Here is a 16,716-nt window from a genome sequence, read left to right on the forward strand (position 1 = left end):
CCACCCATCTTAGCACAAGACGCGGGGGGACTTAAGTCCCCCCGCCTTCATACCGACGATACTTCACCCCCTCCAGAAACGCACCCCGCGCGCGTGCGAAGCGCATCGCTTGTTCGATATCCACACGAATCCGCGTGTGCGGGTAGTCCTCCCACTGTTCACATACCCCGTGACGCACCGGCTGGATGAGCACATACCGATAGGCCGCGCGGCCCTGTTTGTCGTCACGCAGACATCCGTCAAAATAGGTCTTCGATTTCGAGTCATGCCAAAACGGCGATAACCTCCCGTTCACGAGGCGGGGGGACTTAAGTCCCCCCGTCTTGTATTCGGATTCGAGTTGATCGTTCACGAGTTTCGCCACCGATCCGTGAATCTTTCGCATCATCGGCGCCAAGTCGTCGCCGCGATGCAGATAGCCGATCGCGTGATAGTGATTGTCGATAAGCGATGTCGCCCACGGCTCGAAGTGATGCGCCGCCGTGTATTTCTCGAATTGCCGCCAGAAGATCACTTTGGCCGCTTCGGACGCGAACGCGGGGAAGCGCTCATGGCATCGGGCGGTGATGAAATAGGCCTGATTGTCGCGGTACCAGTGTTGAAAATGGGGCTCGCCCTGATGGGCGCGGTCGTGCCCGGAAGACTTGCGCGTGTACCCCATGAAAGCGGAGTATATCCGAACAGTCCGAAGCGGGGAGACTGAAGTCTCCCCGCCTCATAAAAACACGCGGGCGCAACACCGAGCGTCGCCCCATCCCCCCCGAGGCGGGGGGACTTAAGTCCCCCCGCCTTGCACCGGTGCGCGGCGCGTAAAAGAAGACCGGTCGCCCGAGGGCGACCGGTCTTTGGGATCACACGGATTTGGACATGCGGTGCATGTCCGCATCAGCAGGGAATTACTTGCCCTGGCTGATGTCCTTGGCGCCGGAAGCGGAGATGGTGCCGCCGATCTGGATCGGGACCATCAGGGTGTCCGTCTTACGGTTGTTGGTGTTCACCATGGCCGTACCGAGCGACAGAGCAGCCGTGCCGGGGGCAAGGACCTGCTTGGCGGTTTCAGCGCCACCGGCGGCAGCGTTGCTGTTGACCGCGTAGGCGTTGTCGTTGGAGGGCCCGATGAAGGGGTTCTGCTCGAAGGAGGCATGGCCGTCGCCGAACAGGAAGTTCTGACCTTCACCTTCAGAGTGGGTCAGACTGTTTTCGGTCGAAGCCAGGGCTTCGGGGCTCTGGCTGGCCGTGGCCTTGACGGCTTCGTGCAGGTTCTGCGTCCAGCCGGTGGGCTTGGTGTTGGACGTGCCGTCGTTGGAGTTATCATCGGACATCAGAACCCAGTCGGGCTTGACGTCGGCGCTCCACTGACCGCCGGTCTGGAGGTCGTACATGTTCATCATCGAGTAGCTCAAGCTCTTGGACGAGACGAAGTCATAGAGCTGATCCAGCGGGATCGTCTTGCTGCTGTCGAAGACGAACGGGGTGCCGGTGCCGCCGACGAGGGGATCGACTTCCGAACCCTTGTCAGAGGGGCACACGAACTGCTTGGAAGCGGTCGAACCATTGCGGACGAGGCTCCAAAGAGCGGCCGTCGCGTTGCTGTCCGCCAGGGCCTTGGACGCACCGGTGCTGGTCACGTCGGAGGGGTTGGCGATGCCACGGCCGTTGACCGCGCCGACGAGGGCGAAGCCCTGAATCTTGATGGCAGCGGTGCCGCCGGTCGAGTGATAGATCGGGAAGCGCTGATTCTTGTCGGTGATCGAGTACGTGTACATCGACTTGTAGATACCCGACAGGTTGGTCGAGCAGACGGTGCGGTTGGCGACTTCACGAGCGCGGCTCAGCGACGGCAGAAGAATGCCGATGAGCAGCGCGATGATCGCCACGACCACCAGCAGCTCGATGAGGGTAAAACCTTGACGTTTCATTGCGAGACTCCAAAAGAGAGAGAACCGGTTTTTGGGCTGGTGACGAATGGGATGCTCGCGATGACCGCCAGACTCGCACGCCGACCTTCGGCGAGGGGTCTGATCAGACGGACGGGATGATAAATCGGCCTCGCGGGATCCAGACGCTCCAGTGCCACACTTGCAATGCCCCGATCACGTTGATCGAGGCCTGTTGCCGCTTGACCCGTCGCGGACCGCATCGATGCGACATCGACGACCGTCCAGACAACGGTTTTTCCCCAAGCGAACTCCGCATCCCCGGAAACCACCGGAATCCCCCGGAGTCAAGCCCCGGAAGCGAACGCGTAAGCGGAGTGTGCAGCGTAGAACAAGGATCGAATAGGTAGATGATTGCGGTATGAGCAGGATGCTGCCACTCTCTTACATCATTCAGAATACGGAGAGGGAGCGGGCCTGTCAAGTGGCGTTTTTACGTTTTGTCCATTTTTGACAATCGCCCCAGATTCGCCGGATTGACGGGAGTCGCTTATTTCATGCCCGGCCACGTTTAACGCGGCGCGGCGGGGGCGGCGTCGGCGCCGGTCGGCGTCGTCACCGGACCGACGGCCGGTTTGACGGGACCGGCGGCGGGAGCGACCGCCGGTGCGGCGGACGCATCGGGTTTGGCTGCCGCGGCGGCTTGGGCCGCCTTCTTGATGAGATCCGCCCGATCGACGAGTAACTGACGAATGTCCGAGGCGAACTGCTTGACCGCCGGATCCGACCACGCGGCGCCCAGCAGCGGATCCTCCACGGTGTCCACCTGCGACACGAGCATCGCCTCGAGCACCAGCGGATCGTCCGACTTGGCGGCCAGGTCGATCATCGACTTGAAAAGCGACCGCCCCGCTTCGTTGGGGGCGATGTAGCTGATGAGCCAGGCGCGGCGGACCGGGTCGGCGGTCTCGAACATCGTCGAGAGGGACTGCATGATCTTCGTCGCCTCGGCGGCGCGCTCCTTGGGCAGCGCGGAGGCGGCTCGCATGAGCAGCGCCGCCTGCGGGAGCGACGGGCTGGCGAGCAGTTCGTCGATCGCCGCATCGGACAGGTCCGCCGCCGGCCGCAGCGACAGGCGCGACGCCGCCGCCGCGCCCAGCACGCCGGGCGCGTACTTGCCCTCGCCGGTCATCATCGGGTTGAGCACGGCGGTGAAGCGCATCGTGATCGAGGCGGCCGGATCGCTGAGCACTTCGCCCAGTTCCGTCACGTCCACGCGCGAACGCACGGTGAGCGACTGACCGGGATCGAGTCGGAGCCGGCGATTGAGATCGATGACCTGCGGCGGCAGATAGCGCGGCAGACCGTTGTTGATCGTCACCAGCGGAATCAGAAAGACGGACCCGTTGATCGACGCTCCGCGCCCCAAGCTCAGCGGAATCGGCGCACTGTTCGTCACGGTCACATTCACTTCGATCGGCTGGGCGTAGCTGTAGCGTGCCTCAGTCGTTTCAAGCTGAAGGCGCACGAGCCGGCCGGCGGGGTCGGCAAGATTGCGGAACGTGTCGGGGACCTGCTGCGCGAGTCGCGCGATGGACTGCGCCTCGTCATCGACTTGGGGCCGACCGCCCAGATGGCGAATCTTCGAAGCGGCGATCTGGCCGATGAGACTGCCGGGCGAGCGGGCGTACACCGCATTGAGATGCGCCAGGCGCGTCGCCGCATCGACGTCGTCGCTCTCCAGATACGTGCGCCCCAGCGCCGAGGCGAGGTCCGTCGGCGCCAGTTCGTCCAGCGCCTTGATCGCCTCCTCGCGCTTGCCCGTCCGCAATAGTTGCCATGCGGCGAGCCGGCGGTACGTGACGCTCTTGACGTCCGCCTTTTCGGACAGCCGCTGCATCATCTGCGCAATCTGATCGGAGCCCTTGTTAAAAAGCAGATGCGCCCAGACGACGTCGGACATCGCCACGACATCGCTGCGGTCATTGCCGGCGATTTTGACAAGGGTGGCGAGCAGCTTGCCGAAGTCCTCGTCGGCGGCGTCCTTCTCGTCGCGCGACTGGTGAATCGCCACGAGAATGCTCGCCAGCGCGACGGGCATGGCGGCGCTGGGGTCCTTGTCGCGTCCGACGAATGTCTCGATGAGCTGGACCGCCTTCTCCGGTTCGCCCGCGCCCCAGAGCGCCATCGCCCATTGACTGACGAAGTCGATAAGCTGCGCCCCCTGCGGCGGAGCGCCAAGCTGATAAAGCACGGAGGCGGACTGGAACCAACCGGCCGCCAGCGCGGGCGACCCGCATTCCAGGAGCATCGCCCCGAGCTGCGCCTGCACGCCCGCATCGGTCGGGTCCGCCGCCAGCAGCGTGAGCAGGGCCTGCGCCTGTTCGATGTGACCGGCCCCGCGGTCGCGGAGGTAGGTGAGCACCGCAAGGCAGGCGGACTTGTTGGTTTCATCGAGCGACAATGCGGTTTTGAGCATGTCGACCTGCGACTTGGTTTTGCCCTGCTCGGCGTCGAGCAGGGCGGCGGCGAGGGCGATGCGCGAGCGCAGCGGGCGCGAGAGCTGGGCCGCCCCGGGGCCGGTCAGGAGATTGTCGCAGAGCGTGCGGCGCTGCTCGGCGGTCTGAGCGCCCTGAATCATGAGCCGGACCAGTTGAAGCTGCGCTGCGTCGTTGTTCGGATCGGTGCGGAGGTACGCCGCGAGGGCCGCCTTGGTCGCATCGGCGCCGGAGACGAGTCCGGCGGCTTCGAGGTTGAGCCGGGCGGTTTCGACGTCGGCGGGGTCGAGCCTGACCGCCTGATCGAGCAGCGTCCGCGCGACGGCGATCTGGGCCGCCCCCGGTTGGGCTTGCCCGCTCAGCGCGATCCGGGCCAGTTGCCCGAGGCGATGAGCCATCAGCGTCCGTTCCGCCGCGGGGGCGTCGGCCGCATGCACCGACGCCGACGCCATCAAAAGCATTCCCGCGACCCAACCGATTCCGACATGCACACGCATTGCAAGCATCCTGATACACCTTTCTTGTCCGCCGCCGCTTGCTCGATGAACCCGGTCTGTCGCGGCTCCATGACTCTATCGGCCCGACCCGCCAAAACAACGCACCGATAAGACATTTCCCGTCATTGACGCGACCCCTCACCCCCACTACACTTGCCCATCTGTCCCCGTGGCGTCAGAGCCCTGATGCCTCGATTCTACCCTGTAATTGTGCTTGGGAGCGACTGACGTGGCTAAAAAGACTTCCGCCAAGACAGCCAAATCGACCAAGAAGGCGACCACAAAAAAGAAGGTCACGAAGAAAGTGACCAAGAAGACCGCCAAGAAGTCGACCAAGAAAGCCCCCGCCCCCAAGTCGACGCCGAAGATCAAAGCCGCCAAATTCAACGGCGTTTCGTCGCCGGCCAAGAAAACCACCATCGTCGAACGCGACCCCGATGTCCCGCTTAAGAGCCCGATGAGCAAGAAGGAGCTTCAGTATTACCGTGACCTGCTTCTGATGCGCCGGGCGGAAATCCTCGGCGACATGACCACGATGTCCACCGAAGCGCTGCGGGCCGACGCGTCGAACCTATCGAATATGCCCCTGCACATGGCGGATGTCGGGTCCGACAATTATGAGAAGGAACTGACGCTGGGCCTCGTCGAATCCGAACGGCAGATGATTCAGGAGATCAACGACGCCCTGTCGCGCATCGCCGACGGGACGTTCGGCGTGTGCGTGGCGACGGGCAAGCGGATCAACAAGGCCCGCCTGACCGCCAAGCCGTGGGCCAAGTACTGCATTGAGGCCGCACGCGAGATGGAGCGCGGCCGGCGCTTCGGTTGAATCCGCAAACCGGGGTCTTGCCCATGTCCGATCAGGCCCACGACCCCGCCCCCCTCAAACCCGCGCACCTGCACCCCGGCGCCGTCGCGCTCTTCGTCCTCGTCTGCGTCGCCGCATTGGCGATCGATCTGGGCATCAAGCACTGGGCGTTTGAAGTTTTCCCGCCCGATGGCGTGGACATCCCCGCCGTCCTCGCCGGCCGCGAAGGCATCCCCGATAAATCCGCCGCGATCGTGCCGGGGGTGCTGGCGATCAAACTCACGCTCAATCAGGGAGCCGTCTTCGGCATGGCGCAGGGCCAGCGATGGTTCTTCATCCTCGCGACCTTCATCGCCCTCGGCGTCGTCGGCTACTTCTTCTCGACTACCACCGCCGACCAATCCTTCGTCCACATCGCCCTGGCCCTCATCCTCGCCGGGGCGCTGGGCAATCTTTACGACCGGCTGATGTACGCCGCCGTGCGCGACATGTTCTGGCTCCTGCCCGGCGTGATGCTCCCCTTCGGCTGGCGCTGGCCCAACTCCCACACCAGCGACATCTACCCATGGCTCTTCAACGCCGCCGACGCCTATCTGCTGGTGGGGATTGTCATGATTCTGATTCGTTCGCTGTTCACGCCGAAGAAGCCGGCTCACGGAGGCGGCGAGACTTAAGTCTCCCCGCCTTTGGCCAACGGTTGTAGATCCAGACGATGCAGCCGGCGAGAATAAAGGTGCCGATGTAGGCGCTGGCGGCGCGGTCGAATTGCTCTTTTGTGCGGTCGCGATAGATCACGTCCATGGGCAGGCCCGAAAGACTGCCGGCCCCGCCGCCGTTGCCGCTGACGGGCAGGAGCACGGAATCGACGGCTGTGACATTTCGGTCCGTCGCCGCGTCGCCGGCGTCGTTGCCCAGTTCCGGCGGCGCATCGCGCCCGGCGAAAGTCATGGCGAAGACGTTGTCGTTGTGCTTGCCGACAAACGGGTGCTGCTCGAAAGACGCGTGACCATCACCGAAGAGAATGTTCTGCCCTTCTCCGCCGTGGTTCGGGCTGTTTTCGACTTCGGCCATGCGATCCTGATGGTTGCGATCCGCATAGTCGACGCGATGGCGATCAGCGTGATCGCTGGCGTTGTTGTCCGCGAGCAGCACCCAATCCGGCTTCACATCCGCTGACCACTGCGCCCCCGTCGCCTTGTGGTACATGTTCATCATCGAATACGACAGATTCCGACGCTCGGAAAAGTCTTGCGTGTTTTTCAGGGGCTGCGTGAAGATGTCGGCTTGGTCGTCGCTCGAATTGCAGACAAACTGCGTTTCGCTGGTCGCCCCGTTGCGCACGAGCATCCACAACGACGCGGTGGCGTTCCCTTCGAGCATCGCCCCCTTGCCCGTCGCGCGATCGCCTTCTCGAAACCCGACGACGCGCGACCCCGCCGCGCCTGAACCGGCGATCGGAAAGTGCTCCCCGCGATCGGTAATCGAATAGGTGTACGCCGCCTTGTAAATCCCCGAAAGATTCGTGCTGCACACCGTGCGATTGGCCACCTCGCGGGCACCGCAACCCATCGGCGCAAAAATCGCAAACAGCAGCGTCAGAACGACGAACAACACCACCAGATCGACCAGCGTGAATCCCCGGTGATGTGTCATGAGTGATGCTCCGATGTGGGAGGCGTGGGTCCATCCGCAGCAGCGGTTGACGATGGTGATGCAGCTCGCTGGCGACGTACGACCCAGATCAGGCATCCGATCCCCAGCGCACTCGCCACGAACCAGTCAAGTTGATGATCCGGCTCGTCGGGCTTGTAAGGAACGAACTGAACGTCCATGACGTGACCCGACAGACTTCCCGCCCCGCCGCCGTTACCGCTGAGCGGGATCAGCATGACATCCGATTTGGCGATCTTGCGATCGCGCGCCGCGTCGCCCGCATCATCGGAAAGGTCCGGCGGCGCATCCAGTCCGCCAACGGTCAATGCGAACACATTGTCATGATCCGGGCCGACGAACGGATCCATTTCAAAGCTGACATGCCCATCGCCGAAAAGAAAATTCTGCCCTTCTCCCCTGTGATTGGGGCTGTTTTCGAGCTGGGCCATTCGATCCGCGTCGCCGCGATCATTGAAGTCCGAGCGGTGTCGGTCAGGGTGGTCATTGGCGTTATTGTCCGCCATCAGCACCCAATCCGGCTTCACATCCGCCGACCACTGCCAACCCGTCGCGACGTGATACATGTTCATCATCGAGAACGAAAGATTCTTACGGGCGAGAAAGTCGTGCGTGTTGTCGAAACGGTCCATCATTTCGTCGGGCATGTCCATCGTAGACGGACAGACCATTTCCTTCGTCGCGGTCGAGCCGTTACGAATCAACAGCCATAGCGACGCGGTGGCGTTGCCGTCGAGCGTCGCACCCTTGCCGGTGCGTCGATCGCCTTCCCTGAACCCGATCGCGCGCGGCGGAATCGCCTCCGACCCGACCATCGGAAACCGCTGCTTCTCGTCAGTGATCGAGTAGGTGTACATCGCCTTGTACAAACTCGACAGATGCAACTGGCAGATTTCGCGCCGGGAAACCGAACGTAAGACGGGATGAAACGGCGACAACAATGCGAACATCACCGCCGCCACCGCCAACACCGCAACCAAATCCGTCAGCGTGAATCCCCGGTGACGTGCCATGCTTTTTCTACGCGGCGGAAATTCGGCGGTTCGCACGGCATGACCGACAACTTTTCAGAGAGCCGACTGCAATTCGAGGAGCGTGATTTCGGCGGGGCATTTGAAGCGGAAGGGGAACCAGGAGCCGACGCCGCTGGAGACGAAGAGGCGGCTGTCGCCTCGGGCGTAGAGTCCGCGGACGTAGCGGAAGCCGACGGTGGCGGGGCCGATCGAGCCCTTTCGGCCGCGTCGGTCGGAGAAGAGGACCTGTCCGCCGTGCGTGTGACCCGAGAGGGTCAGGTCGATGCCGCGGCGCTGGGCGGCGTCGAAGGCGTGGGGATGATGGGCGAGCAGAATGGACAGGTCGGCGCCGTTCATCTGCCGGGCGGTCTTGCGCACATCCCGCGCGAGCGTCGTCGGCTTCTCCGACCAGTCGATGCCGCCGACGGCGATGGTCTTTTCATTATGTGGGACCGTCACGGCTTCGTTGATGAGCAGGTTCAGTTCGGCCTGTCGGAACGCCGCCTTGACCGCGTCGCCGTCGTCGAGGTAGTCGTGGTTGCCGAGCACGAACCATACGCCCAACGGCGCGGTCAGTTGGCGCATCGCCTCGATCACGGCGGGCAGATAGTCGTTGGAAAAGTCGATGAAATCGCCGGTCACGGCGATAAGGTCGGCGCGGAGCCCGTTGGCGGCCTGGACAATCGGGGGCAGGTGAGCGGGCGTGACCAGTTCCCCGACGTGTGGGTCGGACAGATGGGCGATCCGCAGGCCGCACAGTTCATCCGTCAGATCGGGCAGTTGGATGACGCGCTCGTTGAGTGCGAAGTCGCGTCCGGGTTTGACCCGGCTCAACAGGCCGCGCGACAGGCGGATCGGGGCGCGGGTGAAGAGCGCATGCCGCACGGCGGCCCGGCGGCGCTTGCGGCGGTGTTGCTTGTCTCCCGTGGGCACGGCGAACTCCTGATCTATGCGATGATAGACAATGATGGCTCGGCAAGCGGTTATCAAGCCCAAAAACTGGCCATCGTCCCCCGGGCTGCCTATAATCAAAAGCTCATCACGTGTCGCAACCGCTTTTTGTGACACCGATACAGAACAACCTGGAGATTTTGCTATATGGTTTGCGATGTCAACGGTTTAACTATCGGCAAGGGAGACACGGTCGCCCCGATTACCGGCGATTTCAAGGGCAAGGTCTGCGCGATCAAGCAGGAAGAAGGCATGGGCTTCGTCTGCATCCGGGCCGCGCACCGACCGTACAGCAAGGGCATCTGGTACGCCTCCGAGCATGTCCAGCGCCTTCAGGTCGCCAAGGTCCGCGACGGCGAGGATCCCAAGTCCTCCAAGGCCAAGCCCGCTCGAGCCAGCGCCAAGCACGGCCGCTCCGCCGCGACAAGCCGGCGCTAAGCCCCTGTCGCATGATGCTTTGAACAACCCCGCGCTCTCCGCTGCGGGGTTTTTTCATGCTCCGCCCGCCCCATTCCCCGTCTCTACACAAGCCGTCCTATCCCGCTATCATTACCGCCATGGCGCAAACGCACCCCGATGACGTACGCATGAGTCTGGGCGACCATCTCGAGGAGCTGCGCTATCGCATCATCATCGGGATCGTCGGCCCACTCGTCGCCAGCGCCATCATGCTCATGTTCGGCAAGCAGGTCGTCTCCTTCCTCTGCCGCCCCCTGCTCATCGCCCTTCAGGCCCAGGGCCTCCCCGCCCAAGTCATCAACCCCTCCGTCACCAGCGCCTTTTCCGTCTACATCCGCGTCAGCTTCATCTGCGGGTTCATCATCGGCATCCCCTGGTTCTTCTACCACCTCTGGAAATTCATCGCCCCGGGCCTCTACCCCCGCGAGCGCCGGTTCGTCTACTACCTCGTGCCCGGCTCGACCGCGCTGACGCTGACCGGCGTCTCGTTCATGTATTTCATCCTCCTGCCGTTCATGCTCTATTTCCTCATCAACTTCTCGCTGGGTTTCGACTTGCCAAGTCTCGAACCCAACGCTGTCGAAAAGTTCACCCTCCCCCCCAGCGACGAGACGATGGTCACGCCCGACAAGCTCGCCCAGATGCATATCCCCATCGTGCTCGCGAACCCGGACCACCCGGAGATCGGACAGGCGTGGGTCAAACTGCCCGAGAACGTGCTGCGCATCTATGGCGGGGATCGCATCTATGAAGCGAACCTGCGCACCAACAAGTTCATGACCCCGCTGATTCAGCTTGAGACGTATGTCACTTTCGTGATGCTCTTAGCGCTGGCGTTCGCGTTGGCGTTCCAGACGCCCTTGATCATGCTCGGGCTGGGGTACATCGGGATCCTGACGCATCAGCAGATGTCGGCGGCGCGGCCGTATCTGATCGTGGTCATTCTGATCATCGCGGCCGTGCTTACCCCGCCGGATGTGCTTTCGCAGGTCGGTCTCGCGGTGCCGATGTATCTGCTCTACGAGTTCGGGCTGGTGCTGGTCAAGTACACGCAGAAGCGCGCGGCGGTCGAAGGCGCTGACGATGCGGATGAGGGCTGATAACCGTCGCGGGGCCGGCCGATAATGCGAATGTGCTTGAGGGGTGTTCCCAAATGAGCCGCAAGCCGATGAAGAGCGAACGCGTCGATCCCTGCTGTGATCGGCCGCGCAGTTTCGTTGGCCGCCTCTGGAGGATGGCGATGCAGGTTCTGACCCCCACGCCGACCAAGACGCGCATTCACGCCACGCCGCTGGACGAGCGCATGATGCAGCGCGCGATCGAACTGGCCAAGGACGCCGTCGTCGTCGACGAAGTGCCCGTCGGCGCGGTGATCTACCGGGGCGAGGAGATTCTCGCCGAGGCGCACAATCTGCGTGAATCCCATACCGACCCGACGGCCCACGCCGAGATTCTCGCGCTGCGTCAGGCGGCCCGCGTGCTGGGCGAATGGCGGCTTAACGAATGCTCCCTCGCCGTCACGCTCGAGCCATGCACGATGTGCGCCGGCGCGATCGTCAACGCCCGCGTCGGCCGGCTCATCTACGGCGCGAGCGACCCCAAGGCCGGGGCCGTCGAATCGCTGTACCAAATCTGCGACGACCGCCGGCTCAACCATCGCCCTGAAGTCATTTGCGGCGTGCTGGCCCCGCAATGCCGCGGTCTGTTGCGCGATTTCTTCAAGCAGCGCCGGGCCGAAAATCGCATCAACCGCAGCGCGGGGTGAACTTCCCACTCCCTCTCCCGCCGGGAGAGGGCCGGGGTAAGGGGTGGCTGCAACTTCGAGCGCGCTCCAAATCGAAACCGGTCAGTATTTGAACGCACCTTCACCCGGCCCGCTGCGCGGGCCGACCTCTCCCCGGGGGGAGAAGTGAAACCAATCACTCGGCGCCGGGACGGGTATGGCCCGCGGCTTTGATCTGGTCAAGGCGGGCGGACAGGTCGCTGGCGACTTCGGGGTGCTCGTCGATGACGTTCTTCTTCTCCGCCAGATCGTTGCCCAGATCGTAAAGCTCGCCCTTGGCCTTGCCCTTGCGGCCGGCCTCGATGAACTTCCATGTCCCGCGGCGAAGCGCGAGGTTGCCCGCCTGTTCGACGAGCGTGTCGCGCCCGGTCTTGTCCTCACCGAAAAGCGCGGGGCGGATGTCGAAGCTGTCGGGGGCGGCGTCCTTGGGCAGCGTCACTTCATTCATCGCGGCGAAGGACGCCAGCAGATCGATCTGGCAGATCATCGCCTCGCTGACGCCTGGCTTGACCTTGGCGGGCCAGCGGAGAATGAACGGCACGCGCGTGCCGCCTTCGTGAATGTCGTACTTGCCGCCGCGCAGCGGACCGGCTGCTTCGTGACCGTTCAAATCCTTGACCGCCCCATCGGCGTAGCCATCGTCGATGACCGGGCCGTTGTCGGACGAGAAGATCACGATCGTGTTGTCGGTGAGGCCGAGCCGGTCGATGGCGTCCATGATCCGCCCCGCCTGCCAGTCGAGCTGCTGGATCACGTCGCCGCGGATGCCGCATTCGCTTGAGCCGGCGAACTGCTTGTTGGGCATGCGCGGGACGTGAATGTCCTGGGTGGCGAAATACAGGAAAAACGGCTCGTTTTTGTGCTTTTCCATGAACGCGATGGCTTTGCTGGTCAGCGTCTCGGGAAACTTCTCGTCGACCCATCGGGCGCTGTTACCGCCCGTCATGAAGCCGATGCGGCTGATGCCATTGACGATCGTGGCATCGTGACCATGGCTGTACTTGTACTTGAGCATCTCGGGGTGGTCTTTGCCCGTCGGATCGTCGCCGACCTTGTGCTGATAGCTGACGGTGATCGGGTCCTTGGGGTCGAGGCCGACGACGCTGTGATCTTCGACGAAGACGCAGGGCACGCGGTCGCCGGTCGCCGGGATGAGGAAGCAGTAGTCGAAGCCGATCTCGAGCGGGCCCGGCGCGATCTTGCCGTTCCAGTCCATGCCCGGATTGCCCAGGCCCAGATGCCACTTGCCGACGGCGGCGGTGGCGTAGCCGGCCTGCTTGAGCGTCGAAGGCAGCGTGACGCGGCCGGGCCGAATGATCGCCGGGGCGTCGCCGGGCAGAATGTGCGTCCCCTTCTCGCGCCAGGCATATTGCCCCGTCAGCAGCGCATAGCGCGACGGCGTGCAGGTCGCCGCAGCGGCGTGCGCGTCGACGAAGCGAAGCCCCGCCGCCGCAAGCTTATCGAGATTCGGCGTCTTGACCTTCGTCGCGCCCTGACAGCTCAGGTCGCCGTAGCCCACATCGTCGCCGTAGATGTAGACAATGTTGGGCTTGTCTGCGGCATTGACGAAGTTCGTCGTGATGAATGACAGAGCGCCCAGCGCCAGGGCGAAGAGACAGCATTTCATGAGAGATGTCCTGCTAAGCCGCAAGCGGCTTCACCATTCGAGTTTTTTGTCACCGGGTTCGAGCACGCCATGTTTGCGGATGCCCGGCCCCGGCTTGCCGGCGTCGCCGAGATCCTTGCGCATCTCGTCGGCCAATTCCTTCAGATGTGCGACCACATCGGGATGCTGATCCTTGACGTCGGTCGTCTCATTGACGTCGTTATCCATGTCGTAGAGCGCGAAGTCGATGTGACCGCTGCCGTACGGACCCGGGTGACCATCGTGCCCGACCTTGTCCATGATGTAATGGCGATAGTCGTGCGGCAGGTGCAGTTTCCAGCGTTCAGTGCGGACGGCTTCGAGTTTCTGGCCGTAGTACATGAAATACGCCTCATGCGGGCTCTTGTCGGATTCGCCGGTGATGAGGGGCCAGATGTTCAGGCCGTCGATTTTGTGATCGGGGAGTTTGGCGCCGATGAGATGCGCGACGGTGGGGAGGATGTCGATGGTCATGGCCATCGTGTCGCACTTGGTTCCGGCAGGGACGGTGCCGGGCTGCCACATGATCGTCGCGTTGCGCGAGCCGCCTTCGAACATCGTGCCCTTGCCTTCGCGCAGTCCGCCGGTTTTGCCCGCGTGATTGCCGAAGTTGAGCCACGGGCCGTTGTCGGCGGTGAAGATGACCAGCGTGTTCTTCTCCAGCCCGTTGCGCCGCACCGCATCGAGCACCTGCCCGACCGACCAGTCGACTTCCATCATCACGTCGCCGAAGAGCCCCGCCCCGCTCTTGCCCTTGAACTTGTCCGACACGAACAGCGGCACGTGCACCATCGAGTGCGGCAGATACAAAAAGAACGGCTTGTCCTTGTTGCGATCGATGAAGCTCACCGCATGCTCGGTGTACCAAGTCGTGAGCATCGGTTGTTTCTCCGGCGTGATGTCCGGATCGGCAACGTGATCGTTCTCAATGAGCGGCAGCGTCGGGTAATTCGATTTGAACCCCTTGGTCACCCGATTGTGGTCATAGTCGAAGGGCCACATGTCGTTGGAGTACGGCAGACCGAAGTACTCATCGAACCCATGATTGACCGGCAGGAACTTGGGGTGATGCCCGAGGTGCCACTTGCCGAAGGCGGCGGTGGCGTAGTTCTTCTGCTTGCAGATCTGGGCGATGGTGACTTCCTCATCGCTGATGCCGTAGTTGACCTGCGGCCCGAGGGCGCCGAGGATCGAGACGCGGTTGGAGTAACAGCCGGTCATCAGAGCCGCGCGGCTCGCCGAGCACACGGCCTGAGCGACCTGGAAATCCGTGAACACACGGCCCTCTTTGGCCATGCGGTCGATGTTCGGCGTCGGATAGTCCTTGCAGCCGAAGGGTCCGATGTCGGCGTAACCCATGTCGTCGATGAAGATGACGATCACGTTGGGCGTCCGCCCCGCATCGTCCGCCATCGCCGCGCGCGGCCCCAACAATAATGAACCGACCAACAGCACCACCAGCAGACCGACAATCGATCGTTTTATCACTGATCGGACTCCATCAATAGACTCGGCGGATGTTACCAGAACGTCGCATCAATCTCGTTTCATGCACCAAAATTCGGCAATTTCGATAAATAATCCATGCAAACGAACTCGCTTTGCCTAGTAACTAGACAACTTGTGCCTCCGCCGGATGCGCTGCTCACAAAACGCGCGATCGCGCGCGATTCGTGACATTGACGTCAACGGCATGACCATCCTCATGTTAGGCGCGCGTCAGTGAGTGGCACGATCTTTGTGAGTAGAGATCGCAGCGGGCCCTGATGAGGGTGCGCACTCTGGTCCATCCTATTTCACTCGTGAAGGAGCTGTCTATGCGCGCGCGATTTGCGTGGGTAGGTTGTCTGCTTGTCATCATGGGCCTTGGCGTTGTCGCCTACGCCGACGAACCGGCGGCGCCGACGCCCGCACCGGCGGCGACCGAAGCGCCGCCCGCGGCTCCGGCGGCGGTCGTTCCCGATCCGACCGGTGCGAACATCGGCGACATCTCCAACGTCGCCGCCAAGACCGCCGGGCATCCGACGCTCGAGGAGATCGGCGACCGCGTCGGCAAGAACGTCATCTCGATCAACATCGTCTGGACGCTCATCACCGGCTTCCTCGTCATGTTCATGCAGGCCGGTTTCGCCATGGTCGAGTCGGGCCTGTGCCGCGCCAAGAACGTCGCGCACACGATGGCGATGAACCTGATGATTTACCCATTGGGCATGCTCGGGTTCTATGTGTGCGGGTTCGCCTTCATGTTCGGCGGCGTCGGCAGTCTGGGCGCCCTCGGCGGCGGCATCGGCACGCTCGATCACGCCGTCACGATTCACCTCTTCGGCTCGGACCTGAACATTCTCGGATGGAAGGGCTTTTGCCTGGGGCCGTCGGTGTACGACGTGAGCGTGTTCACGCTGTTCCTGTTCCAGATGGTGTTCATGGACACGACGGCGACGATCCCGACCGGCGGCGCGGCCGAGCGATGGAAGTTCTCGGCGTTCATGCTCTACGGCGTGGCGATCGGCACGGTGCTTTATCCGGTGTACGGCTGCTGGGTCTGGGGCGGGGGATGGTTAGCGCAGATGGGCTCGGTGTTCGGACTCGGACACGGCATGGTCGATTTCGCCGGTTCGTCGGTGGTTCACTTTCAGGGCGGCGTCATCGCGCTGATCGCGGCGTGGTGGGTCGGGCCGCGCCTCGGTAAGTACAACAAGGACGGAACCGTCAACGTGCTGCCGGCGCACAACGTGCCCATGGCGGTCATCGGCACGTTCATCCTCGCCTTCGGTTGGTTCGGGTTCAACCCCGGCTCGACCCTCGCCGGCACCGACCTGCGTATCGCCGTCGTCGCCGTCAACACCATGCTCGCCGGCGCGACCGGCGCGATGATGGCGACCCTCTGGGTCTGGTTCGTGCGCGGCTCCAAGCCCGATCCGACCATGTCCTGCAACGGCATGCTCGCCGGTCTCGTCGCCATCACCGCCCCGTGCGCCTTCGTCAATTCCATGAGCGCATGCATCATCGGCATCGTCGCCGGCATCCTCGTCGTCGAGTCCGTCTTCTTCTTTGAGCGTACGCTCAAGATCGACGACCCCGTCGGCGCGGTCAGCGTGCATGGCGCCTGCGGCGCATGGGGCTGCATCGCGCTGGGCCTCTTCTCCGACGGGACTTACGGCGATGGATGGAACGGCGTGGCGGGAACGGTCAAGGGACTGTTCTACGGCGATGGCAGTCAGCTCATGGCCGAGATCGTCGGGCTCGTCTCGTGCACCATCTACCTGGGCATCGCGACGTTCGTCGTCTTCTGGGTCATCGAGGCGATCTGCGGGCATCGCGTCCCGGCCCATGTCGAGGCCGACGGACTGGACCTGCCGGAGATGGGCGTCAATGGCTACTGCGGCGTGACGCTGGACAAGGCCTCGGAAACCCCGATCGCCCTGTAACCGCTTGACCGCTTGATCGACTTGTCAATCTCACGGGCCCGTGCCGCCATGGCGCGGGCCCTTTCGTTGCGCCGCCGGTCTTTTCC

General features: G+C 63.1%; 14 protein-coding genes. 6 read left to right on the forward strand and 8 right to left on the reverse strand.

The window, feature by feature from the left end; all coding sequences use genetic code 11:
• Window positions 1-31: 31 nt before the first annotated feature.
• The 3 genes from GC162_02300 to GC162_02310 form a co-directional block, all read right to left on the reverse strand.
• Window positions 32-661: a hypothetical protein gene (locus tag GC162_02300; GenBank protein ID MBI1367465.1), complete on the reverse strand. Its 630-nt coding sequence runs from the start codon at window positions 659-661 to the stop codon at window positions 32-34.
• 235 nt (window positions 662-896) lie between these two features.
• Window positions 897-1,919 (reverse strand): prepilin-type N-terminal cleavage/methylation domain-containing protein, encoded by a 1,023-nt coding sequence (locus GC162_02305; GenBank protein ID MBI1367466.1) that lies wholly within the window; start codon window positions 1,917-1,919, stop codon window positions 897-899.
• A gap of 529 nt (window positions 1,920-2,448) precedes the next feature.
• Window positions 2,449-4,872, reverse strand: coding sequence for a hypothetical protein (locus tag GC162_02310; GenBank protein MBI1367467.1), 2,424 nt, complete (start codon window positions 4,870-4,872; stop codon window positions 2,449-2,451).
• A gap of 229 nt (window positions 4,873-5,101) precedes the next feature.
• Between GC162_02310 and GC162_02315 the strand changes: the two genes are divergently transcribed.
• Both GC162_02315 and GC162_02320 read left to right on the forward strand, forming a co-directional pair.
• Window positions 5,102-5,701, forward strand: a complete 600-nt coding sequence (locus tag GC162_02315; GenBank protein ID MBI1367468.1) for a hypothetical protein — start codon at window positions 5,102-5,104, stop codon at window positions 5,699-5,701.
• A 23-nt stretch (window positions 5,702-5,724) separates the two neighbouring features.
• Complete coding sequence (locus GC162_02320) at window positions 5,725-6,354, forward strand: hypothetical protein (protein MBI1367469.1); 630 nt, start codon at window positions 5,725-5,727, stop codon at window positions 6,352-6,354.
• Here the strand turns inward: GC162_02320 and GC162_02325 are convergent.
• Genes GC162_02325 through GC162_02335 form a run of 3 tightly spaced genes read right to left on the reverse strand, consistent with a single transcriptional unit; the run spans window position 6,314 to window position 9,474 of the window.
• On the reverse strand, window positions 6,314-7,333 hold the full coding sequence (locus GC162_02325; GenBank protein ID MBI1367470.1) for a hypothetical protein: 1,020 nt from the start codon (window positions 7,331-7,333) through the stop codon (window positions 6,314-6,316). The genes GC162_02320 and GC162_02325 overlap by 41 nt on opposite strands.
• A complete protein-coding gene (locus GC162_02330; GenBank protein MBI1367471.1) occupies window positions 7,330-8,364 on the reverse strand; it encodes a hypothetical protein in 1,035 nt (344 codons plus the stop codon). Before GC162_02330 ends, GC162_02325 begins: the two co-directional genes overlap by 4 nt.
• Before the next feature lie 54 nt (window positions 8,365-8,418).
• Window positions 8,419-9,474: a hypothetical protein gene (locus tag GC162_02335; GenBank protein MBI1367472.1), complete on the reverse strand. Its 1,056-nt coding sequence runs from the start codon at window positions 9,472-9,474 to the stop codon at window positions 8,419-8,421.
• On the opposite strand from GC162_02335, the gene GC162_02340 reads away from it, so the two are divergent.
• The 3 genes from GC162_02340 (at window position 9,463) to GC162_02350 (ending at window position 11,539) form a co-directional block, all read left to right on the forward strand.
• Window positions 9,463-9,753 carry a hypothetical protein gene (locus tag GC162_02340; protein ID MBI1367473.1) on the forward strand — a complete coding sequence of 97 codons (291 nt, stop codon included), beginning with the start codon at window positions 9,463-9,465 and terminating at the stop codon, window positions 9,751-9,753. The two genes, GC162_02335 and GC162_02340, sit on opposite strands and share 12 nt — an antisense overlap.
• A gap of 56 nt (window positions 9,754-9,809) precedes the next feature.
• A complete protein-coding gene (locus tag GC162_02345) occupies window positions 9,810-10,874 on the forward strand; it encodes a hypothetical protein (protein MBI1367474.1) in 1,065 nt (354 codons plus the stop codon).
• A 203-nt stretch (window positions 10,875-11,077) separates the two neighbouring features.
• The gene (locus tag GC162_02350) at window positions 11,078-11,539 is read left to right on the forward strand and encodes a hypothetical protein (GenBank protein ID MBI1367475.1); all 462 of its coding nucleotides are present in this window, start codon (window positions 11,078-11,080) and stop codon (window positions 11,537-11,539) included.
• Window positions 11,540-11,693: 154 nt separating this feature from the next.
• Here the strand turns inward: GC162_02350 and GC162_02355 are convergent, their stop codons facing one another.
• Together GC162_02355 and GC162_02360 are read right to left on the reverse strand one after the other, a co-directional pair.
• Window positions 11,694-13,184 (reverse strand): sulfatase-like hydrolase/transferase, encoded by a 1,491-nt coding sequence (locus tag GC162_02355; GenBank protein MBI1367476.1) that lies wholly within the window; start codon window positions 13,182-13,184, stop codon window positions 11,694-11,696.
• A 30-nt stretch (window positions 13,185-13,214) separates the two neighbouring features.
• The gene (locus tag GC162_02360) at window positions 13,215-14,615 is read right to left on the reverse strand and encodes a sulfatase-like hydrolase/transferase (protein MBI1367477.1); all 1,401 of its coding nucleotides are present in this window, start codon (window positions 14,613-14,615) and stop codon (window positions 13,215-13,217) included.
• A gap of 446 nt (window positions 14,616-15,061) precedes the next feature.
• Between GC162_02360 and amt the strand changes: the two genes are divergently transcribed.
• Window positions 15,062-16,630, forward strand: a complete 1,569-nt coding sequence (gene amt, locus GC162_02365) for an ammonium transporter (GenBank protein ID MBI1367478.1) — start codon at window positions 15,062-15,064, stop codon at window positions 16,628-16,630.
• The last annotated feature ends 86 nt before the right edge of the window (window positions 16,631-16,716 follow it).

The sequence above is a fragment of the Planctomycetota bacterium genome (genome assembly GCA_016125255.1).
Lineage (GTDB): Bacteria > Planctomycetota > Phycisphaerae > Phycisphaerales > Zrk34 > RI-421.